This window comes from Mycobacterium heidelbergense (assembly GCF_050205645.1).
Taxonomy (GTDB): Bacteria; Actinomycetota; Actinomycetes; order Mycobacteriales; family Mycobacteriaceae; genus Mycobacterium; species Mycobacterium heidelbergense_A.
In genome coordinates this window covers 1-20,160 of record NZ_JBNMQT010000015.1, presented here as the reverse complement: position 1 = coordinate 20,160, position 20,160 = coordinate 1, and the positions used below count along the sequence as shown (strand labels likewise).

Below are 20,160 nucleotides of genomic sequence, written 5' to 3'. Positions count from 1 at the left end.
GGGAGACTAATGCCGGAAGGCGACACCGTTTGGCATACGGCGGCGACGCTGCGGCAACATCTGGGCGGGCAGACGCTGACCCGCTGTGATATCCGGGTGCCCCAGTTCGCCACCGTCGACCTCACCGGACACGTCGTGGACGAGGTGCTCAGCCGCGGGAAGCATTTGTTCATCCGTGTCGGGCGGGCCAGCATTCACTCACACCTGAAGATGGACGGCAGCTGGCGGGTCGGCAACCGCCCGGTGCGGGTGGATCACCGGACGCGAATCATCCTGGAAGCCGGTCCCGTTCGGGCCGTCGGCATCGACCTCGGCGTGCTGGAGGTCCTCGACCGCGACCACGACACCGATGTGGTCGCACACCTGGGACCCGATCTGCTGGGCCAAGATTGGGATCCACAGGTTGCCGCCGCCAACCTCGCGGCGCGCCCGGACCGACCGATCGCCGAGGCACTGCTGGATCAGCGGGTGCTGGCGGGCATCGGCAATGTGTATTGCAACGAACTGTGTTTCGTCAGCGGACACCTGCCCACCGCGCACGTGAGCGCGGTTACCGACCCGCGCCGCCTGGTCTCCCGTGCCCGGGACATGTTGTGGGCCAACCGGTTACGCTGGAATCGCTGCACCACCGGCGACACCCGGCCGGGTCGCCAGCTGTGGGTCTACGGCCGGGCCGGGCAGGGTTGCCGTCGCTGCGGCACGCGGATCGAATCCGACGACACCGGTGAACGGGTGACCTACTGGTGCCCCGCCTGCCAGCGCTGAACCCGGCTAGTCGCGCGCGTGCGCCAGGAAAAACTGCGCGATCGCTTCCGAGGCGTCCAGCGCACGCGTGGTGGATCCGATGACCGCCTTGGGCAGGTATTGCTTGCCGCCCGGCCACGTGTGCCCGCCGTTGTCGATCTGATAGAAGACCACCTCGGTCGACTGCGCGCACGCCGTCGAGTCGAATCGGTGAACGACCGTGCCGTCACCGACGTTGGGTAACGCGTCCGCCGTCGGATCGCCTTGGCACCCATCGACAATGCGCCACTTGTTCACCATGGCGGAGGCGGATATCGAGTGGCTGACGCCGCCGCGACCCCGCACGTCGCCGCCGTTGAAACGCACCAGCGGATCGGCGGTCCCGTGGGCCTCCCACACCGAAACCGGACGCGACGGATTGCAGGCCACACCGGTGCCCAGCGTGCCCGCCACCGGCGCGATCGCCGCGAACACGTCGGCGCGGTCGCACGCCAGCCGGTTGGACATGAAGCCCCCGTTGGACATGCCGGTGGCGAACACGTGCCCCACCGCGACGCCGTAGTCGTTGCGCAGCTTGCCCACCAACGCGACCAGGAACCCGACGTCGTCGACGTGGCGGCGGTCCGCCGGTGACGCCCCCCGCCCGTCGGCCCAGCTCTTGTCGTAGCCGTCGGGATAGACGACGAGCAGGCCATGGGCGTCGGCGACGGTGTCGAAGTCGGTGAGGCCCTGCTGCCCGATCCCGGTACCACCGCCGCCGTGCAGGCTGAGCACCAGCGCGACGGGATCGCCGGGCGGCACGTGCAGCGTGTAGGTGCGGTCCATGCCGCCGGAATGGAACGTCCCCGCCAGGTCTCGAGAGCTGGCCGCCGAAACGTGGCGCTCACCGCATCCAACGAGGCAAAGTGCGAGGGCGCTGACCGACAGCAATCGCGCCCATGGCATGTCGTCAAATTACCTATCGCCCGATGGTCGGGCAGCGGCGCCCTATGAGCTTCGTCACGCCCGCGGCGGCCGCCGCTTCGATCATCGTGATTTTGATTTCGCACCGGGGCCCGACGGGTCGGCGCCGTCGGTGACCTCGCTGCGCTTGCGGTGCTCTTGCTCTGTCGAAAACCTGACCGGCGGGTGAACAAAATGTGTACAACTACCCTTTGACCTGGGCATGCGGTTGTCAGAAATCGATGTACCCCGGAGAATGTTGCCCGTAGAAGCTGAAACACCCACGTTGGCGGACCAACTTGGCTTCAGCAAACCATCTCACTTAGGGGAGATACGAATGGTTTACCGCCTTCTTCTGGCCGTGGCGGTCGCTTTGCTTGGCCCGCTGGCAGTAGTCCCGAGCGCGCATGCCAACACCCAAGACGACAAATTCCTGGCGATCCTCAAGCAAGAGGGCATCACCGACCACGTTTCTCCCGCACACGCGGTCGAGGCGGGCCATACGGTCTGCCAGAAACTGGACGACGGCGCGAAGCCCAGCGACGTGGCCACCGACGTGGTGAACAGCAGCAGCATGCCCGCCTACCACTGCGGCTACTTCGTCGGGGCGGCCATCAAGGTGTACTGCCCGCAGTACATGCCGGAGGAAGGCCCCGGCAACAGCCCCCCGGCCAGCTGACCTAGGCCGCCCGCGACTTCGATTGGCTCACGGCCCTTCTCGACCGCTGACGAATTCACGGTGTGATCCGGTCAGCGGATCGTCGAACTCGATGCGCTGAGCCAGCAGCCGAAGCGGTGTGCCGAAGTCGCCGTATGGCACGTCAATGACGTTGGGGTACAACGGATCACCAGCGATCGGTATCCCCAGTGAGGCCATGTGCACCCGCAGCTGGTGGGTGCGTCCCGTGCGCGGCGTCAACCGATACAGTCCGTCCGACACAAGCTCGACGAGAGTCTCCGCGTTCGGGACACCGGGCTCGCAGACGGCCTGCAAGACCCCTCGGCGCTTGACGATGCGGCTGCGCACGATGCGGGGAAAATCCAGGGTGGGATCGACGGCCGCGCGCGCCAGGTACGTCTTGCGCACCTTGCCGCGGGCGAACAGTGACTGGTAGGCGCCGCGCAGCTCGCGCCGGGCGGTGAACAGCAGGACCCCGGCCGTCAGGCGGTCCAGCCGGTGCGCCGGGCTCAGCTCGGGCAGCCCCAATTCCCGTCGCAACCGCACCAGCGCGGTCTGCGCGACGTGCTGCCCGCGCGGCATGGTGGCCAAAAAGTGCGGCTTGTCGACGACGACGATGTCGGCATCGTGATACAGCACCGGCATGTCGAAGGGCACCGGAACCTCGTGCGGCAGTTCGCGATACAGGTAGACGGCCGCGCCCGCGGGCAGCACGGTGGCGTCGTCGACCACCACGCCGTCGGCGTCGACGACTTCCCCGGCCAGCACCTTCGCGCGGGCCGGCTCGCCGAATCGCGCGGAGAGCTCGGCCAGCACCGACCCCCCGCGCAGCCGCACCCGCGCGGGCCCCAGCCCGTCGCGGACCGGCAACGGCGCGACTCTCAATTGAGCGGCACCGGCTCGAGGATCTCGGCGCGGGCCTCGGGCGCACTGGCGCGCAACTCATCGGCCGACACGTCGTCGGGCTGCGCCTGCGACAGGATCTCGGCCTCCACCCGGGCGGTGTAGTTGGCGACCTCACGGTCGACGTCCGCGGCGCTCCACCCCAGCACCGGGGCGACGAGATCGGCCACCTCCCTGGCGCAGTCGACGCCGCGGTGCGAATACTCGATCGAGATGCGCATCCGGCGGGCCAGGATGTCCTCCAGATGTAGCGCGCCCTCGGCGGCGGCGGCGTACACGGCTTCGACCCGGAGGTAGCCGGGGGCCTCCTTGATCGGGCTGAGCAGGCCGGGGGTTTCGGCCGCCATCTCCAGCACGTCGCCGATCAGCGAGCCGTAGCGGTCGAGCAGATGACGCACCCGGTAGGGGTGCAGGCCCTGCAGCGCGCCGACATGTTCGGCCTGATTGATCAGCGCGAAGTAGCCGTCGGCGCCCAGCAGGCTCACCTTCTCCGTGATCGACGGCGCGACCCGGGCCGGAACGTATTGGGCCGCAGCGTCGATCGCGTCGGCCGCCATCACCCGGTAGGTCGTGTACTTGCCGCCGGCAATGGCCACCAGGCCCGCGGCGGGCACCGCCACCGCGTGTTCGCGGGACAGCTTCGAGGTGTCGTCGCTCTCCCCTGCGAGCAACGGGCGCAGCCCTGCGTACACGCCGTCGATGTCGGCGTGGGTCAGCGGCGTGGCCAGCACGCTGTTGACGGTGCCCAGGATGTAGTCGATGTCGGCCTTGGTGGCCGCGGGGTGGGCCAGATCGAGATTCCAATCGGTGTCCGTCGTTCCGATGATCCAGTGGTTGCCCCACGGGATGATGAACATCACCGATTTCTCGGTGCGCAGGATCATCGCGACGTCACTGACGATCCGGTCGCGCGGCACCACCACGTGCACGCCCTTGGACGCACGCACCTGGAATCGCCCGCGCTGCTTGGACAATGCCTGAATCTCGTCGGTCCACACCCCGGTCGCGTTGACCACGACGTGGCCGCGGACCTCGGTGATCGCGCCGTCCTCGGAGTCGCGGACGCGCACGCCGATCACCCGGTCGCCGTCGCGCAGCAATCCGACCGCCTGGGTGGACGATCGCACCACCGCGCCGTAATGCGCCGCGGTGCGTGCGACCGTCATGGTGTGCCGGGCATCGTCGACGACGGTGTCGTAGTAGCGGATGCCGCCGATGAGCGAGCTGCGTTTCAGGCCCGGGCTCAGCCGCAGCGCACCGGCACGGGTCAAATGCTTTTGCGCCGGAACCGATTTCGCGCCGCCCAGCCGGTCGTAGAGAAAGATTCCGGCGGCGGTGTAGGGACGTTCCCACCACCGATGCGTCAGCGGAAACAGAAACGGCAGCGGCTTGACCAAATGGGGCGCCAGCGTCGTCAGCGACAGCTCGCGCTCGTAGAGCGCCTCGCGCACCAGCCCGAACTCGAGTTGTTCGAGGTAGCGCAGCCCACCGTGGAACATCTTCGACGAGCGGCTCGACGTGCCCGACGCCAGGTCGCGCGCCTCGACCAGCGCCACCTTGAGCCCACGGGTCGCGGCGTCCAGCGCGCACCCGGCGCCCACCACGCCGCCGCCGATGACCACCACGTCGAACTGCTCGGTGCCCAGCCGCTCCCAGGCCACCTCGCGCTGCTGCGGTCCGAGCACGGACGCCGGCCAGGTCTCTTCGGTCGGCGCATGGATCGGGTCACTCACGGCAAAAGACTCCTCATCGGGGGTTCCCGTCAGTTACTCGTCGGTAGGACTGCTCCCCAGGCTAGTTCGTCGGGCGCCTTTGAGTGGCGTTCAGTCGAGATCGTCGTGCGCCATCAGCCGCCGGGCCGCCTCGGTGATCGACCCCGACAACGACGGGTAAACGGCCAGCGTCTGCGCCAACTCGTTGACGGTGATGCGGTTTTGCACGGCCACGGCGATCGGCAGGATCAGCTCGGAGGCGATCGGGGCCACCACCACGCCGCCGATCACCACGCCGGTGGAGCGGCGGCAGAAAACCTTGACGAAGCCCTGCCGCAGGCCCGACATCTTCGCACGCGCGTTGGTCCGCAGCGGGAGCATGATGGTCCGCGCGGGCACCGAGCCGTCATCGATCATCGACTGCGGCACCCCGACGGCGGCGATCTCCGGACGCGTGAACACCGTCGCGGCGACGGTGCGCAGCCGGATCGGGCTCACGCCCTCTCCCAGTGCGTGATACATCGCGATCCGGCCCTGCATCGCGGCGACCGACGCCAACAACAACAGACCCGTGCAGTCCCCCGCGGCATAGATTCCGGGTACCGAGGTGCGCGAAACCCGGTCCACGGTCAGGTAATTGCCGCGTCCCAGCTCGATGCCGACCCTTTCCAGGCCCAGTCCGCTGGTGTTGGGAACCGACCCGATGGTCATCAGCGCGTGGCTGCCCTCGACGGTGCGGCCGTCCGTCATCGTGACCAACACCCCGGCGTCGGTGCGGGTGACCGACTCGGCGCGCGCGTTCTTGAAGAGCTGCACCCCGCGTTCGGCGAACGACTCTTCCAGCACGAGCGCGGCGTCGGCGTCCTCGTACGGCAGCACCCGGTCCCGGCTGGCCGCGACCGACACGCGCACGCCCAACTCGGTGTAGGCGTGCACGAATTCGGCGCCGGTCACCCCGGAGCCCACCACGATCAGGTGCTCGGGCAGCGCTTCGAGGTCGTAGAGCTGCCGCCAGGTCAGGATCCGCTCGCCATCGGGCTGGGCCGTCGGCAGGATCCGCGGGCTGGCGCCGGTGGCGATGAGCACGACGTCGGCTTCGTGCTCGCTGGTGGTGCCATCGGCGGCGGTGGCCTTGATGCGGTGCTTTGCCAGGCCGGGCGTGGGGTCGACGAGCTCGCCCCGGCCCGCGACCACCTGGACGCCGACGCTGAGCAGCTGGGCGGCGATGTCCGCGGACTGCTCCGCCGCGAGCGTCCTGACCCGGGTGTGGATCTGTGGCAACGAGATCTTGGCGTCTTCGAAGTCGATGTCGAATCCCAGCCGAGGCGCCCGGCGCAGTTCCGTGCGTAGGCCGGTGGACGCGATGAACGTCTTGGACGGCACGCAGTCGTCCAGCACGGCCGCGCCACCGATGCCCTCGGAGTCGATCACTGTGACGTGCGTCGTGTCGGGATGGGAGGTGGCGGCGACCAGCGCGGCTTCGTAACCGGCGGGGCCTCCGCCGAGGATCACGATGCGCGTTACCACGGTCCTTAACCTATCGGGACGAGGCAGCTCGCCGCAGCGCGGCGGGGAACGGCCAGCGGGGAGCCCTCGGATGAATACCGGTTGAGCGTGCGCCGTTTAAGCTTTTTCCGTGCCGCTCTACGCCGCCTACGGATCGAACATGCATCCCGAGCAGATGCTGCAGCGTGCACCGCACTCGCCGATGGCCGGAACCGGCTGGCTGCCGGGCTGGCGATTGACGTTCGGCGGCGAGGACATCGGCTGGGAAGGGGCCCTGGCCACGATCGTCGAGGATCCGAATTCGAAGGTGTTCGTCGTCCTCTACGACATGACGCCCGCGGACGAGAAGAACCTCGACCGGTGGGAGGGCTCGGAGTTCGGCGTGCACAAGAAAATACGCTGCCGCGTCGAACGCCTGTCCTCCGACACCACCACCGATCCCGTGCTGGCGTGGCTGTACGTGCTGGACGCATGGGAGGGTGGGCTGCCGTCGGCGCGGTATCTGGGCGTCATGGCCGATGCCGCCGAAATCGCCGGCGCCCCAAGCGATTACGTCCACGACCTACGCACCCGCCCGGCCCGCAACATCGGCCCGGGAACCTCTGCTTAGAACAGGGCCGACTCGACGACGGCGGTCTGCTCGATGATGTTGACCATCACCCGCAGCCCGATCGCCAGGGACCGTTCGTCGAGGTCGAACGTCGGCTGGTGCAGGTCCAGCTGCGGTCCCTCGCCGGACCACACGCCCAATCGCGCCATCGCGCCGGGGATTTCCTCCAGATACCAGGAGAAATCCTCGCCGCCCCCGGACTGCCGGGTGTCGGACAGCACATCGGGGCCGACGGCTTCGATCGCGTGCATGAGGATGCGGGTCGAGACCTCCTCGTTGACCACCGGCGGCACCCCGCGCCGGTATTGCAGCGTGTGTTCGATCGCCAGCGGCGACAGCAGCGCGCTCACGGCCTCGCGGATGAACTCCTCCAGGCCTACCCATGTCTGCCTGCTGGCGGTGCGCACGGTGCCGGCCAGCACGCCGGATTGCGGAATCGCGTTGGCCGCCACGCCGGCATTGACCGCCCCCCACACCAACACGGTCCCGTTGCGCGGGTCGATGCGGCGCGACAGCACCCCGGGCAGCCCGGTGATCAGCGTGCCCAGCCCGTAGACCAGGTCGGCGGTCAGGTGCGGCCGCGAGGTATGCCCGCCCGGCGAATACAGCGTGATCTCGATCTGGTCGGCGGCCGACGTGATGGGGCCCTGCCGCACCGCGACCTTGCCGACTTCCAGCCGGGGATCGCAGTGCAGCGCAAAGATCCGCGACACCCCGGTCAGCGCCCCGGCGGCGATGGCGTCGATCGCGCCGCCGGGCATCAACTCCTCGGCGGCCTGGAAGATCAGCCGCACCCCGACCGGCAGCTCGGGCACCGACGCGAGCGCCAGCGCGGTGCCGAGCAGGATCGCGGTGTGCGCGTCGTGCCCACAGGCGTGCGCGACGTTGGGCATCGTCGAGGTGTACGGCGCGCCCGTCAGTTCGGCCATCGGCAGCGCGTCCATGTCGGCCCGCAGCGCGATTCTCGGTTCGTGGTCGGGACCGAAATCACAGGTCAATCCGGTACCGCCGGGCAGCACCTTGGGGTTGAGGCCGGCGTCGGCCAACCGCTCGGCGACGAACTGCGTGGTGGCGTACTCCTGGCGGCCCAGCTCCGGGTAGCGGTGGATGTGCCGGCGCCACTCGATCAGGTCTTCGTGGTGTGCGGCCAGCCACGATTCGGCGGTGTCGACCAGGCTCATGCGTCGGCCCCGCCGTTTCTGCGCTGCCGCGCGGTCAGCACCCGGTCGCGTTCATCGGGCGACTCGGCGAGGTGAACGACCGTGCGCGCCAACATGATTGCGCCGTCGACAACCGCGCGATCGGCGCTGGGACCGGCGGCCGCGGCGGCAAAGGCGCGCTGGTGAACCGTGGCGCCACCGGCGTCGACGCCGATGATCGGGTGGATCCCGGGCAGCACCTGCGTCACGTTGCCCATGTCGGTGCTGCCCATCGGCAGCGCGTCCTCGATCTCGGGGCCCACCGGGTTGCGGCCCAGCCGGCGCATCTCGTCGCGGAAGACGCCGGCCAGCCATCGGTCGGGTTTGAGCTCCGCGTATGGCGGTGCGGGCTGGTTGATTTCGTATTCGCAGCCGGTGGCCAGTGCGCCCGCGGAAAAGCACGCGAACATCCGGCCCTCCAGCTCTCGCAGCGAATCCGATTCCACCGCCCGCATCGCGTACTGCAACGTCGCGTGGCCGGGGATGACGTTGACGGCCTGTCCGCCGTTGGTGACGATCCCGTGCACCAGCTGCCCGGGCGCCAGTTGTTGGCGCAGCAGCCCGACGGCGACCTGCGCGACGGTGACGGCGTCGGCGGCGTTGATCCCCAGGTGCGGCGCGACGGCGGCATGGGATTCCTTGCCGCGGTAGTCGACGACCGCTTCGGACAGCGCCAACGAGCGGGCCCCGGCGATGTCGGCCGGCCCCGGATGCACCATCACCGCGACCGCGACGTCGTCGAACACCCCGGCTTGCAGCAGGAGTTCCTTGCCGCCGCCGGCCTCCTCGGCGGGAGTTCCCAGCAGCGACACCGTCAGCCCGAGCTCGTCGGCCACCTCGGCCAGCGCCAGCGCGGTGCCGACCGCCGACGCCGCGATGATGTTGTGCCCGCACGCGTGCCCGATCTCCGGCAGCGCGTCGTACTCGGCGCAGATCCCGACCACCAGCGGTCCGCTGCCGAAGTCGGCGCGGAAGGCCGTCTCCAACCCCCCGGGCCGCGCGGTGATCTGGAAACCCCGCTCGGCGACCAGCGCCTGCGCCTTGGCGCAGCTGCGATGCTCGGCGAACGCCAGCTCGGGCTCGGCGTGGATGGCGTGGGACAGCTCGACCAGGTCGGATCCGCGGCGCCGCACCACGTCCTCGACGTTGGCCAATGCGGGTGCTGCGGGCATTCTCGCAGTATCTCACCCGGCGACGACGGCCCGAGGCGCTGAGGGCTACACCAGGCCGGCGATGAACCCCGCCGCCTGGCCGGGATAGGGCGGCACCTCGTAGACGTGGTGCGCATCCCGGTCGCGACCGCCGACGACGCAGACGGGGTCACCGTCGCTGCACAGGTCGATGGCCCGTCCGGCCCACGCACCCGTCGTCGAAAGGGGCGTGTTGAAGCGGTTGCCGGGATTGCCGAACACCGCAACCGCCCGCACCTTGCCGGCGAGCGCGGGATCGAGCGCCGGCGCCGATCCGAAGTTGCCGATGCGCTGGCCGACGGGCGGCACACCCGCCAGCATCGACACCGCGGCAGCTCCCTGCGAGAAGCCACCGAGCACCAGCCGCGTGGCCGGGCATTGGTCGGCCATCGCCGCGATGTGATCGCGCGCGTCGTTGGCGCCGTCGGCGGTGGTCAAGAAGTTGTAGCTGGCCGGATAGTTCACCGCGTACGAGTCGACGCTGCGCGAACCGAGGGCGGGCTGCAGTGCGGCAAAGAGCGCATCGCCCACCGCCCCCAGGCCGGGCGGTTCGGCGGTGCCGCGGACGAAGATGAGTTGGACGTCGGGACACCTGGCTCGGGCCGTCGGCGCGGGGCCGCTCGCGAGCGTTGCCACCGACAGACCGACAGCGACAACCAGGCCGATAACCGGCCAGCTACGAAGACGCATACGGCAGATCCTGACATATACCGGTGACGACCGCCGTGTGAGGAGTCGCCGGGTTAAGCTGCCCGACTGTGGCCGAATCCTCGCCCGCGCCCGACGAACTCGCGCGACTAGCCGCACAGGCCATCGCCGAGCGCACCGGGATCGGCGAGCACGACGTCGCCGTGGTTCTGGGCTCCGGATGGGCGCCGGTGGCCGCCGCGCTGGGCTCCCCGACGGTCGTGCTGCCCCAGGCCGAGCTGCCGGGATTCGCGCCGCCACGCGCGGTCGGGCACACCGGCGAGCTCATGTCGGTGCGCATCGGCCAGCACCGGGTGCTGGTGCTGGCCGGCCGGGTGCACGCCTACGAAGGGCATGACCTGGCCCACGTGGTGCACCCCGTGCGGGCCGCCTGTGCGGCCGGGGCGCGCATCGTCGTGCTGACCAACGCCGCCGGCGCACTGCGCCCGGACATGCGGGTCGGCGAGCCGGTGCTCATCAGCGACCACCTGAACCTGACCGGGCGTTCACCGCTGGTCGGCGCGCAGTTCGTGGACCTGACCGACGCCTATGCGCCGCGGCTGCGCGAGCTCGCCCGCGAGAGCGATCCGCAGCTGACCGAAGGCGTGTACGCGGGCCTGCCGGGGCCGCATTACGAGACGCCGGCGGAGATCCGGATGCTGCGCACCCTGGGCGCCGACCTGGTGGGCATGTCGACCGTGCACGAGACCATTGCGGCCCGCAAGGCCGGCGCCGAGGTGCTCGGCATATCCCTGGTGACCAACCTGGCCGCCGGTCTCACGCCCGCGCCACTGCGCCACGCCGACGTGGTCGCCGCTGGGGACGCTTCGGCGGGCCGGATTGGCGCGTTGCTGGCGGACGTCATAGCCCGGTTCTAGAGCATGACTCCCGAGGAGTGGATCGCGCACGACCCGGACCCCAGGACGGCCGCCGAGCTCGCCGCCTGCAGTCCCGACGAGCGTGCCGCGCGCTTCTCCCGGCCGCTTACCTTCGGCACCGCGGGATTGCGCGGTCCGGTGCGCGCGGGCCCGGACGCGATGAACGTGGCGGTAGTCTCCCGCGCCACCTGGGCGGTGGCCCGGGTACTCAGAGAACGGGCCGGTTCGATGGTGGTGGTCGGGCGCGACGCCCGGCACGGCTCGGCGATTTTCGCCACGGTGACAGCCGAAGTGCTTGCCGCCGAGGGATTTTCGGTGCTGCTGCTGCCGGGTCCGGTGCCGACGCCGGTGGTCGCCTTCGCCGTCCGCCACACCGGCGCCGCCGCCGGGATACAGATCACGGCATCGCACAATCCGGGCACCGACAACGGGTACAAGGTGTATTTCGACGGCGGCATCCAGATCGTCTCGCCTACCGACCGCCAGGTCGAAACCGCAATGGCCGCAGCCCCTTTCGCCGACCGGATCGGCCGCAGGTCCGTCGAACCCGCCGATACCGACCTCGTCGAGCGTTACATCGAGCGGGCGGCAGGCGTGCGGCGATCGACCGGCCCGGTGCGCGTCGCCCTCACCCCGCTGCACGGGGTCGGCGGCGCGGTCGCCGTCGATACTCTGCGTCGCGCCGGCTTCGAGCAGGTGCACACCGTCGGCGCCCAGTTCGCACCCGACCCCGACTTCCCCACCGTCGCTTTTCCGAACCCCGAGGAGCCCGGCGCCGCCGACGCGCTGCTCGCTCTGGCCGCCGACACCCGTGCCGACGTCGCGATCGCGCTGGATCCCGACGCCGACCGGTGCGCGGTGGGCATTCCGACGGCGGCGGGATGGCGGATGCTGTCCGGCGACGAAACCGGTTGGCTGTTGGGCGATTACATCTTGTCGCAGGAGTCACACGAGCGACCGGGGACTGCCGTGGTGGCCAGCACCGTGGTGTCGTCGCGGATGCTGGCTGCCATCGCCGCGCACTACGGCGCGGTCCACGTCGAAACCCTCACCGGCTTCAAATGGTTGGCGCGCGCCGACGCCGACTTGCCCGGCACCCTGGTGTATGCCTACGAGGAGGCGATCGGCCACTGCGTCGACCCCGTCGCGGTGCGCGACAAGGACGGCATCAGCGCAGCGGTGCTGGTGTGCGATCTGGTGGCCTCGCTCAAGGCACGGGGCCGCTCGGTGTCCGATCGGCTCGACGAGCTCGCCCTGCGCCACGGCGTACACGACGTCGCGGCGGTGTCGCGCCGGGTCGCCGACGCCGACGAGGCCGCCGCCGTGATGCGGGCGCTGCGGGCCTCCCCGCCACAACGGCTGGCGCGCTTCCCGGCGACCATGACCGACATCCGTGACGCGCTGATCTTCGCCGGCGGGGACGACGAGGCGTCGGCCCGGGTGGTGGTGCGGCCTTCCGGGACCGAACCGAAACTGAAGTGCTACTTGGAGATTCGTTGTCCGGTGACCGACGGCCTGCATAGTGCCCGCGAACGGGCGGCCGGGTTACGCGACGAGCTGGTGTCCGCGGTGCAAGCCTGGTGACTAGCGCGGACCGTATTGCCGGTCCCCCGCGTCGCCGAGCCCCGGCACGATATAGGCGATCTCGTTGAGCCCGTCGTCGACGGCCACGGTGAACAGCCGCGCGTCCGGGGCCGCTTTGCCAAGCGCCGCAATGCCTTCCGGCGCGGCCACCACGCACAACACGGTGATGTCCGCAGCGCCGCGGCGCTGCAGCAGATTGACGGTGTGTTTCAGCGATCCGCCGGTGGCCAGCATCGGGTCCAGCACCAGCACCGGCAGCGCGCTCAGGTCGTCGGGCAGCGACTCCATATACCCGCTCGCCTGGTGGGTTTCCTCGTCGCGGGCGACGCCGACGAATCCCACCCTGGCCTCCGGCAGCAGCTCCAGCGCCTGGTCGACCATGCCCAGCCCGGCGCGCAGGACGGGAACCAATAGCGGCGGGTTGGCCAGCCGCACACCCAGCGTCTCGGCCAGCGGGGTGCGGATCGGGAATGTCTCGCGGCCCGCGTCCCGGGTGGCCTCGTAGACCAGCATCGCCGTCAGATCGCGCAGCGCGGCCCGAAACCCCGCGGTGTCGGTGCGTTCGTCGCGCAGCGTGCTCAGCCTGGCGGCGGCCAGGGGGTGGTCGATGACGCGGACATCCATGGAATTCGAGCGTATATACCTCTTTTGTGCAAAGGCCCGTTGACACGCGTGCGTGCGTACCGTCAATGTCGGTGACCCGTTCATATACTCCCGGGGTGTCGCGCGAAATTCGAAGGCCGAGAACGCTGATCGACCGGGCATATCGCATCCTCGCAACGGCCGCCGCGGTAATGCTGTTGGGCCTGGCGGCCATCCCGCCGAGTCCCCGCGTGGGCCTGGCCGCCGCCGAGCTGCCCCGGCCCGCGCACGTGGTAATCGTGGTGGAAGAGAACCGTTCTCAAGCACACATCATCGGCAGCCCGCAGACGCCCTTCATCACCGCGCTGGCCACTCACGGCGCGAACATGACCCAGTCATTCGCCGAAACACATCCCAGCCAGCCGAACTACTTGGCGCTCTTCGCCGGAAGCACTCTCGGAGTGACCAGCAACGCGTGCCCCGTCAATGCGGGCAATGCTCCCAACCTCGGCTCCGAATTGCTCTCCGCCGGATACACATTCGTCGGTTTCGCCGAGGACCTGCCCGCGGTCGGTTCGCCCGCGTGCAGCGCCGGCAAGTACGCACGCAAGCATGTGCCGTGGGCCGATTTCACGAATGTGCCGCCGCAGAATTCGGTGCCGTTCTCCGCGTTCCCGATGGGCAATTACGCCAGCCTGCCGACCGTGTCGTTCGTCATTCCCAACAACGACAACAACATGCACGACGGCTCGATTGGGCAGGCCGACACCTGGCTGAACCGCCAGCTGTCCGGCTACGCCAACTGGGCGCTGGCCAACAACAGCCTGCTGATCGTGACGTGGGACGAGGACGACGGCGGCCCGCGCAACCAGATCCCGACGGTGATCTACGGCGCCCATGTGCAGCCCGGCAACTACACCGAGCAGATCAGTCACTACAACGTGCTTTCCACCCTGGAACAGATGTACGGGCTGCCGAAGACGGGTAACGCGGCCAACGCTCCCCCGATCGCGACCATCTGGGCACCCTAAAGGCGCATCCGCCGCCGCGGGGCGCGGCACCGGCCCCGGCGCGCCCGCCGGCCGTCGCTATTCTGTGCCGCATGGCTGCTGACCTCGTGCCCATCCGCCTGAGCCTGTCCGCCGGTGACCGCTACACCGTGTGGGCACCCCGCTGGCGCGATGCCGGCGACGAGTGGGAGGCGTTCCTGGGCAAAGACGACGACTTGTATGCCTTCGAAACCGTTTCCGACCTGGTCGCATTCGTGCGTTCGGACTCCGACAACGATCTGGCCGACCATCCCGCGTGGAAGGAGCTGACCACCGCCCACGCGCGCGGCCTCGACCCCGCCAAGGACAGGCAATTCGACCTCGTCGTCGTCGAGGAGCTGGTATCGGAGAAACCGACCGAGGAATCGGTGACCGCGCTGGCGGGCACGCTGGCCATCGTGTCGTCCATCGGGTCGGTGTGCGAGCTGCCGGCGGTGGCGAAGTTCTTCAACGGCAATCCCAGCCTCGGCACCGTGTCCGGCGGGATCGACAACTTCACCGGCAAGGCCGGCGCCAAACGCTGGGATGCGATCGCCGAGGTCATCGGGCGCAGCTGGGACGACGTGCTCAGCGCGATCGACGACGTCGTCAGCACCCCCGAGGTCGACGAGAAGCTGGCGGCGAAGGCCGCCGACGAATTGGCCGAGGAGCTTGACGAAGACGAAGAGGACGACGACGCCGAGGCCGCCGACGAGGACGTCGTCGAGGAGCCCGAGGACGACGAAGAGGACGAAGCCAGCGACGACACCGAAGAGCCCGAGGACGAGGAGGAGCCCCGCGCGGCCGGCGACACCGTCGTGCTGGGCAGCGACAAGGACTTCTGGGTGCAGGTGGGTATCGACCCGATTCGCATCATGACGAGTTCCGGGACGTTCTACACGCTGCGCTGCTACCTCGACGATCGCCCGATCTTCCTGGGCCGCAACGGTCGCATCAGCGTGTTCGGTTCCGAGCGGGCGCTGGCGCGCTACCTCGCCGACGAGCACGACCACGACCTGTCCGACCTGAGCACCTACGACGACATCCGCACCGCGGCGACCGACGGCTCGCTGGCGGTCGATATCACCGACGAGAACATCTACGTGCTCAGCGGCCTGGCCGACGACTTCGCCGACGGGCCCGAGGCCGTGGATCGTGACCAGCTTGACCTGGCCGTCGAGCTGCTCCGCGATATCGGCGACTACTCCGAGGAGGGCACGGTCGACAAGGCCCTCGCGACGGGCCGGCCCCTGGGCAAACTCGTGGCCTACATCCTGGAGCCCGGCTCGGTCGGCAAGCCCGCGGGCCCGTATTCCGCCGCCGTGCGGGAGTGGGAGAAGCTGGAGCAATTCGTCGAGGGGCGGCTCCGCCGAGAATAGGGCCGCGAACAGCGGTGAATTCGGCCGTCGAGTCGAGTCTTCCCTACATGACCACCCACTCGATGACCACCCACTCGCTCGTCGTACCCGGCGCTCGGTTGCACTACGAGGTGCGCGGCGCAGGTCCGCTGCTGGTGATACTCGGCTCGCCGATGCCCGCCGCGGACTTCGCGCCACTCGCCGACGCGCTGGCAGGCGACCACACCGTCGTCACTACCGACCCGCGCGGAATCTCCGGAAGTCCCGTCGATGACCCGGCCCAAGATTCCACGCCCGACCTGCGCGCGGACGACGTCGCGGCAATTCTCGACGACCTCGGCGCGGACCGGGCCGACGTGGTGGGTTCATCCGGCGGCGCGGTCACCGGGCTGGCGCTCGTGACTCGCCACCCCACCCGGGTGGGCACGCTTGTCGCGCACGAGCCACCGTTGCTGGAGCTGCTGCCCGACGCCGCGCGGCAGCGCGCCAACATCGAAGACATCATCGACACTTTCCACCGCGAAGGGTTAGCCGCCGCGATGACGAAGTTCATGGTCAACGCGGGGTTCCAGGCGGGCGGTGACGACACCCAGGGCGCCCCGGTTGCGCCCCAGCCTTCACCGCAGCAACTCGCCGATGGCGCCCGGTTCATCACCCACGAACTGCGCGGCACCGCCACCTACCGGCCCGACATCGCCGCGCTCACGCGCGGCCCGGCGCGGGTAGTCGTCGGGATCGGTGCCACGTCCGGGGGCCTGCTCACCTACCGGACCAGCGTCGCGCTGGCCGAACTGCTCGGAGTGCAGCCGATCGAGTTTCCCGGCGATCACGGCGGATTCATCTCGGCACCGGGCGAGTTCGCCGATACCCTGCGGGCCACGCTGTCCACCACCGTTTGACGGGTAGTCAAGTCTCCTCTTTACTGGCGGCAGCGTCCGCCGGTCATTCAGTGGCGGCCCCGACGGGAAGGTGTGAACCGAGTGTCGCTTCCCGGAATCGGCCCCCTACCGCTGTATGGGTTCCAGCGCCCGGCGATGTTGCTGTTCGCTCTTGTCCCGCTCGCGCTGCTCGCGCTCTACGTCGTCGTTCAGGCCCGGCGGCGGCAGCGGCTGCGCCGGTATACCGAGGCGGAGGTGCCACAGTCGATTTGGCGGCATCTGCCGATCGCGGTGTCGCTGCTGTGCCTGTTCCTGCTGACGATCGCGCTGGCCACCCCCACCCACGACATGCGCATACCGCGCAACCGCGCGGTGATCATGCTGGTGATCGACATGTCGCAGTCCATGCGGGCAACCGACGTCGAGCCCAACCGGCTCAAGGCGGCCGAGCAGGCGGCCAGCCAATTCGCGAGCCAGCTGACGCCGGGCATCAATCTCGGCCTCGTCGGTTTCGCGGCCGTCCCGTACCTGCTGGTGCCGCCGACCCCACAGCACCAGGCGACCATCGAGGCCCTGAAGAAGCTCGAGTTCGCCGACAGCACGGCGACGGGCCAGGCGATCTTCACCGCCCTGCACGCGATCAGCGCGTCGGCCGTTCAGGGCGGGGACAAGCCGCCGCCCGCCCGCATCGTGCTGCTGTCAGACGGCGGGGAGAACAAGCCGCAAAACCCCAGCGATCCACGCGACGGCGTCTACACCGCGGCCCGCCTGGCCAAGGATCAAGGGGTGCCCGTCTCGACCATCACGTTCGGCACCAAGAGCGGCAGCATCGAGATGGACGGCCAGCGGGTGAATGTGCCCGTCTCCACCGACCAGATGAAGAAGATCGCCCAGCTTTCCGGCGGGCAGTCCTATACCGCGACCAATCTCGAGCAGCTCAACAAGGACTACGACGCCATCGAGAACGAGATCGGGTATCGCACGGTGCCGGGGCCGGGCAGTTCGGGCTGGCTGCGCCTGGGGGTAGTCGTCGCGCTGATGGCGACGGCCTTGTCGCTGTTGATCAACCGGCGACTTCCCACTTAGAAGGCCACCCGATCGCTCAGGCGGGCAGCCGGCGATTCAGGAACAGGCCCGCCAATACCGCGCCGGCCATCACGAACGCACCGAGCAGCATCCACGCCAGGCTCGCGTCACCCTTCACGGTTTCGTAGCCGATCTGGTGCTGCAGCGTCGTATAGACGTCCTTGAGCGATTCCAGGCTGTCGGCGTGGAACGCCTGGCCGTCGGTGATCTCGCAGATTTTCTGCAGCGTCCGGTCGTCGACCGGAACGGGAATGCTGGCGCCCTCGAACTCGACGGTGCCGTAGGGCGTGCCGAACGAGATCGTCGATATCTGCACGCCCTGGTCCTTGGCGGCCCGCGCGGCGGTGAACGCTCCCTGCGGCGCGTTGGGGTCCAACGGCACGTTTTCGGCGCCGTCGGATTCCAGCACGATCCGCGCCGGCGGCGGACCTTCGCCGCCGCCCATCACCGAGCCGACTGTGGCGATCGCCTGCAGCGCGGTGAAGAGGCCTTCTCCCGTCGCGGTTTTCGGGGCCGGCTTGAGGCTGTCGATCGCCGCCTTGACCGCGTCGCGATTCGTCGTCGGCGCGACCAACAGGCTGGCATTCGCCGCGAATTCCACCAACCCGAGGTTGATTGCCGGCGTCAGTTGGTCGGCGAACTGCTTGCCGGCCTCCTGCGCGGCGGCCAGCCGATTCGGGGCGACATCGGTGGAAGCCATGGATTCCGAGACGTCGATGACCAGCATGACGACGGCACGGTTGAGCGGGATCCGGACGTTGGACGTCGGCCCCGCCATCGCGGTGGTCAGCAACACCAGCGATACGGCAAGCAGGATCGTGGGCAGGTGCCGCCACCGGCCGGGGTGACGCGGCGCGACGCGCTCCAGCACGTCCATGTTGGCGAAGCGCAGCACCCGCCGGCGGCGAGCGAATTGCTGGACGACATAGATCCCTATCACCAACAGCACGGCCAGCAGGAACAGGAAGAACCAGGCGTGCTGGAAGCCCGCCAGCGATACCGGGCCCAGCAGCGGCAACTTCATGTTCAGCCACAGTATTCGTCAAATGCCGACGGTGCACGGTCGCGCCGTCGCGATGAGTTTCGCCGCGGTTTGCGGTCTGTATCCCCGACACGCCATCAACCGCACTCGAGGAGGGCATCATGACCGCCACCTACACGTTCGACGTCTTTTCCAGCCTCGACGGTTTCGGCGGCGTCAGCGGCGGCGACTGGGGCGGCTACTGGGGCAAGCAGGGGCCCGAATTGCTCGACCGCCGCCTCGCCCTGTACGACGAGAAGCAGCGAATGGTCATGGGCGCCAACACATATCGGCTATTCGCGCAAATGCTGGCCGAGAGCACCGAGGAGTCCGAGGTGCGCGACCCGTGGGTCACCCGGATGAGGCACCTGCCGGCGACGGTGGTGTCGAGCACGCTGGAGGGACCCCTCGACTGGCCTGACGCGACCGTCGTGAGCGGCGACGCCGTCGACGTCGTCGCCCGGCTCAAGGAGGAGTCGGAGGTGCCGTTGCGTTCGCATGGCAGCCTGTCGATGAACCGAGCGTTGATGGCCGCCGGCCTGGTCGACCGCGTCCAGGTGACGCTCTTCCCCGTGATCACCGGTCAGACCGGTGACGACCCGATCTTCCGGGGTGCGGCCGACTTCGACCTCGAACTGATCGAGAGTCGAACACTGGACGGCGATATCCAAGAACTCATCTACCGGCCCACCCTGCACATCTCAGTGCGCTAGGGCCCGTACGGCGACGACCCAGCCGTGCGCCACTGACACGAGCCGGTGAGCTTCAACGTGGCCAGGTCCTTCAGCAGGAAGAAGTCCGTGAACGGAGCGCCGGCCTGGATCGGCTTCACGACGGGCGGCCCTCCGGCGGTGGATGTTTGTACCGCGCTGCAATCGGTGCCGCCGAAACCGATCCAATGGCTGCCCGGGCTGACGTCGTTGGCTGTCAACGTTGCCGGCGGCCCATACGTGTACCAGACCGTCGCGGGCCGTTGAATGGCGGCGAGGTGCGTCCATACGGCCATCGGGCCCCCCGCCGGGCACAGCAGGACCTCGCCCTGTGGTGTGAACGTTTGCGAACCGTCCAGGGCCGCACTGCTGTCGCCGGAGCCGCGGCAGGCATTGCCAACTTTTGGTACGTGGTCCGCGTGTGCGATCCCGGTGGCGAGCAGCGCGGCAATGGCCGCGCCCGTGAGCGTGGCGACGGCCGTGGTCATGCCGGCCCTCATGGTTGCGAACATAGGCCATGTTCGGTCACAGCGGATCTGTTTGGGCAAGGCGCGCAGCTAGGTAAGCAGCAGTGCTGCTGGCACGTGGGGCCACGAACAGAATTCATTTGGAACCGAGTTACTCGGCGCCGCGCTTGTACCCGCCACCGCGCAGCTAGGTAAGCGCGAGCACATGATTCCTGAAGAGCGCTGCGAACGAAAGTCTGTATGCCCCAACTTATTTCAGGTTCGCTGCGATGCGTGAACTCGTTTAGTTGTTGGTGGGTGGTGGTTGGGGTTGGAAGGGTTCGTACCACCACCAGTCGGCGCGTTCGCCGGTGGGCCCGGGACACGGTGCCACCACGGGCGGGGGGTGGTTGGGTG

21 protein-coding genes are annotated in these 20,160 nt (G+C 68.9%); 10 read left to right on the top strand and 11 right to left on the bottom strand.

Annotation, left to right across the window (positions count from 1 at the left end; genetic code table 11):
- The first annotated feature begins 9 nt into the window (after positions 1–9).
- On the top strand, positions 10–765 hold the full coding sequence (gene nei2, locus ACQI5H_RS17380; protein ID WP_427080573.1) for an endonuclease VIII Nei2: 756 nt from the start codon (positions 10–12) through the stop codon (positions 763–765).
- 6 nt (positions 766–771) lie between these two features.
- Here the strand turns inward: nei2 and ACQI5H_RS17375 are convergent, their stop codons facing one another.
- A complete protein-coding gene (locus ACQI5H_RS17375) occupies positions 772–1,689 on the bottom strand; it encodes an extracellular catalytic domain type 1 short-chain-length polyhydroxyalkanoate depolymerase (RefSeq protein ID WP_427080572.1) in 918 nt (305 codons plus the stop codon).
- A gap of 334 nt (positions 1,690–2,023) precedes the next feature.
- Between ACQI5H_RS17375 and ACQI5H_RS17370 the strand changes: the two genes are divergently transcribed.
- On the top strand, positions 2,024–2,365 hold the full coding sequence (locus ACQI5H_RS17370; RefSeq protein WP_427080571.1) for a DUF732 domain-containing protein: 342 nt from the start codon (positions 2,024–2,026) through the stop codon (positions 2,363–2,365).
- Positions 2,366–2,392: 27 nt separating this feature from the next.
- Here the strand turns inward: ACQI5H_RS17370 and ACQI5H_RS17365 are convergent, their stop codons facing one another.
- The 3 genes from ACQI5H_RS17365 to ACQI5H_RS17355 form a co-directional block, all read right to left on the bottom strand.
- Entirely contained in the window at positions 2,393–3,250 is an 858-nt protein-coding gene (locus ACQI5H_RS17365) for a pseudouridine synthase (protein WP_427080570.1), read from the bottom strand.
- Positions 3,247–5,001, bottom strand: a complete 1,755-nt coding sequence (locus ACQI5H_RS17360; protein ID WP_427080569.1) for a glycerol-3-phosphate dehydrogenase/oxidase — start codon at positions 4,999–5,001, stop codon at positions 3,247–3,249. The genes ACQI5H_RS17365 and ACQI5H_RS17360 overlap by 4 nt, the downstream gene beginning before the upstream one ends.
- Positions 5,002–5,091: 90 nt before the next feature.
- A complete protein-coding gene (locus ACQI5H_RS17355) occupies positions 5,092–6,507 on the bottom strand; it encodes an NAD(P)H-quinone dehydrogenase (RefSeq protein WP_427080568.1) in 1,416 nt (471 codons plus the stop codon).
- Between the two features lie 109 nt (positions 6,508–6,616).
- Here ACQI5H_RS17355 and ACQI5H_RS17350 point away from each other — a divergent pair, with 109 nt between their 5' ends.
- A complete protein-coding gene (locus ACQI5H_RS17350) occupies positions 6,617–7,096 on the top strand; it encodes a gamma-glutamylcyclotransferase (RefSeq protein ID WP_076057649.1) in 480 nt (159 codons plus the stop codon).
- Here ACQI5H_RS17350 and ACQI5H_RS17345 read toward each other — a convergent pair.
- The 3 genes from ACQI5H_RS17345 to ACQI5H_RS17335 are packed head-to-tail and all read right to left on the bottom strand — an operon-like array spanning position 7,093 to position 10,175.
- Complete coding sequence (locus tag ACQI5H_RS17345; protein ID WP_076123469.1) at positions 7,093–8,277, bottom strand: M20 family metallopeptidase; 1,185 nt, start codon at positions 8,275–8,277, stop codon at positions 7,093–7,095. The genes ACQI5H_RS17350 and ACQI5H_RS17345 overlap by 4 nt on opposite strands.
- A complete protein-coding gene (locus ACQI5H_RS17340) occupies positions 8,274–9,467 on the bottom strand; it encodes a M20 family metallopeptidase (protein ID WP_427080567.1) in 1,194 nt (397 codons plus the stop codon). Before ACQI5H_RS17340 ends, ACQI5H_RS17345 begins: the two co-directional genes overlap by 4 nt.
- Before the next feature lie 45 nt (positions 9,468–9,512).
- Complete coding sequence (locus tag ACQI5H_RS17335; protein ID WP_427080566.1) at positions 9,513–10,175, bottom strand: cutinase family protein; 663 nt, start codon at positions 10,173–10,175, stop codon at positions 9,513–9,515.
- A 68-nt stretch (positions 10,176–10,243) separates the two neighbouring features.
- Between ACQI5H_RS17335 and ACQI5H_RS17330 the strand changes: the two genes are divergently transcribed.
- Both ACQI5H_RS17330 and ACQI5H_RS17325 read left to right on the top strand, forming a co-directional pair.
- Positions 10,244–11,050, top strand: a complete 807-nt coding sequence (locus ACQI5H_RS17330; protein ID WP_427080565.1) for a purine-nucleoside phosphorylase — start codon at positions 10,244–10,246, stop codon at positions 11,048–11,050.
- Positions 11,051–11,053: 3 nt separating this feature from the next.
- Complete coding sequence (locus tag ACQI5H_RS17325) at positions 11,054–12,634, top strand: phospho-sugar mutase (RefSeq protein ID WP_427080564.1); 1,581 nt, start codon at positions 11,054–11,056, stop codon at positions 12,632–12,634.
- Here the strand turns inward: ACQI5H_RS17325 and upp are convergent, their stop codons facing one another.
- Entirely contained in the window at positions 12,635–13,258 is a 624-nt protein-coding gene (gene upp, locus ACQI5H_RS17320; protein ID WP_427080563.1) for a uracil phosphoribosyltransferase, read from the bottom strand. It abuts the gene before it with no gap.
- Between the two features lie 170 nt (positions 13,259–13,428).
- Here upp and ACQI5H_RS17315 point away from each other — a divergent pair, with 170 nt between their 5' ends.
- From ACQI5H_RS17315 to ACQI5H_RS17300, 4 genes are all read left to right on the top strand, one after another.
- Positions 13,429–14,247 (top strand): alkaline phosphatase family protein, encoded by an 819-nt coding sequence (locus tag ACQI5H_RS17315; protein WP_427080657.1) that lies wholly within the window; start codon positions 13,429–13,431, stop codon positions 14,245–14,247.
- A 71-nt stretch (positions 14,248–14,318) separates the two neighbouring features.
- Entirely contained in the window at positions 14,319–15,623 is a 1,305-nt protein-coding gene (gene satS / locus ACQI5H_RS17310) for a protein export chaperone SatS (RefSeq protein ID WP_427080562.1), read from the top strand.
- Between the two features lie 47 nt (positions 15,624–15,670).
- Positions 15,671–16,501: an alpha/beta fold hydrolase gene (locus tag ACQI5H_RS17305; protein ID WP_427080561.1), complete on the top strand. Its 831-nt coding sequence runs from the start codon at positions 15,671–15,673 to the stop codon at positions 16,499–16,501.
- A gap of 81 nt (positions 16,502–16,582) precedes the next feature.
- The gene (locus ACQI5H_RS17300; RefSeq protein ID WP_427080560.1) at positions 16,583–17,566 is read left to right on the top strand and encodes a VWA domain-containing protein; all 984 of its coding nucleotides are present in this window, start codon (positions 16,583–16,585) and stop codon (positions 17,564–17,566) included.
- A 16-nt stretch (positions 17,567–17,582) separates the two neighbouring features.
- Here the strand turns inward: ACQI5H_RS17300 and ACQI5H_RS17295 are convergent, their stop codons facing one another.
- Positions 17,583–18,590, bottom strand: a complete 1,008-nt coding sequence (locus ACQI5H_RS17295) for a VWA domain-containing protein (protein WP_427080559.1) — start codon at positions 18,588–18,590, stop codon at positions 17,583–17,585.
- 119 nt (positions 18,591–18,709) lie between these two features.
- Between ACQI5H_RS17295 and ACQI5H_RS17290 the strand changes: the two genes are divergently transcribed.
- Entirely contained in the window at positions 18,710–19,300 is a 591-nt protein-coding gene (locus ACQI5H_RS17290) for a dihydrofolate reductase family protein (protein ID WP_427080558.1), read from the top strand.
- On the opposite strand, the gene ACQI5H_RS17285 is transcribed toward ACQI5H_RS17290, so the two are convergent.
- Together ACQI5H_RS17285 and ACQI5H_RS17280 are read right to left on the bottom strand one after the other, a co-directional pair.
- Positions 19,297–19,797 (bottom strand): hypothetical protein, encoded by a 501-nt coding sequence (locus ACQI5H_RS17285; RefSeq protein ID WP_427080557.1) that lies wholly within the window; start codon positions 19,795–19,797, stop codon positions 19,297–19,299. The genes ACQI5H_RS17290 and ACQI5H_RS17285 overlap by 4 nt on opposite strands.
- 250 nt (positions 19,798–20,047) lie before the next feature.
- A partial coding sequence (locus tag ACQI5H_RS17280; protein ID WP_427080656.1) for a hypothetical protein occupies positions 20,048–20,160 on the bottom strand: 113 nt, incomplete at its 5' end.

Excerpts from the sequence above, each read along its gene's own strand:
- ACQI5H_RS17295 (WP_427080559.1), bottom strand. The coding sequence starts at position 18,590 with ATGAAGTTGCCGCTGCTGGGCCCGGTATCGCTGGCGGGCTTCCAGCAC.
- ACQI5H_RS17345 (WP_076123469.1), bottom strand. The coding sequence starts at position 8,277 with ATGAGCCTGGTCGACACCGCCGAATCGTGGCTGGCCGCACACCACGAA.
- ACQI5H_RS17315 (WP_427080657.1), top strand. The coding sequence starts at position 13,429 with ATGCTGTTGGGCCTGGCGGCCATCCCGCCGAGTCCCCGCGTGGGCCTG.
- ACQI5H_RS17375 (WP_427080572.1), bottom strand. The coding sequence starts at position 1,689 with ATGCCATGGGCGCGATTGCTGTCGGTCAGCGCCCTCGCACTTTGCCTC.
- ACQI5H_RS17290 (WP_427080558.1), top strand. The coding sequence starts at position 18,710 with ATGACCGCCACCTACACGTTCGACGTCTTTTCCAGCCTCGACGGTTTC.
- upp (WP_427080563.1), bottom strand. The coding sequence starts at position 13,258 with ATGGATGTCCGCGTCATCGACCACCCCCTGGCCGCCGCCAGGCTGAGC.
- ACQI5H_RS17340 (WP_427080567.1), bottom strand. The coding sequence starts at position 9,467 with ATGCCCGCAGCACCCGCATTGGCCAACGTCGAGGACGTGGTGCGGCGC.
- ACQI5H_RS17305 (WP_427080561.1), top strand. The coding sequence starts at position 15,671 with ATGACCACCCACTCGATGACCACCCACTCGCTCGTCGTACCCGGCGCT.
- ACQI5H_RS17285 (WP_427080557.1), bottom strand. The coding sequence starts at position 19,797 with ATGAGGGCCGGCATGACCACGGCCGTCGCCACGCTCACGGGCGCGGCC.
- ACQI5H_RS17325 (WP_427080564.1), top strand. The coding sequence starts at position 11,054 with ATGACTCCCGAGGAGTGGATCGCGCACGACCCGGACCCCAGGACGGCC.
- ACQI5H_RS17335 (WP_427080566.1), bottom strand. The coding sequence starts at position 10,175 with ATGCGTCTTCGTAGCTGGCCGGTTATCGGCCTGGTTGTCGCTGTCGGT.
- ACQI5H_RS17370 (WP_427080571.1), top strand. The coding sequence starts at position 2,024 with ATGGTTTACCGCCTTCTTCTGGCCGTGGCGGTCGCTTTGCTTGGCCCG.
- satS (WP_427080562.1), top strand. The coding sequence starts at position 14,319 with ATGGCTGCTGACCTCGTGCCCATCCGCCTGAGCCTGTCCGCCGGTGAC.
- nei2 (WP_427080573.1), top strand. The coding sequence starts at position 10 with ATGCCGGAAGGCGACACCGTTTGGCATACGGCGGCGACGCTGCGGCAA.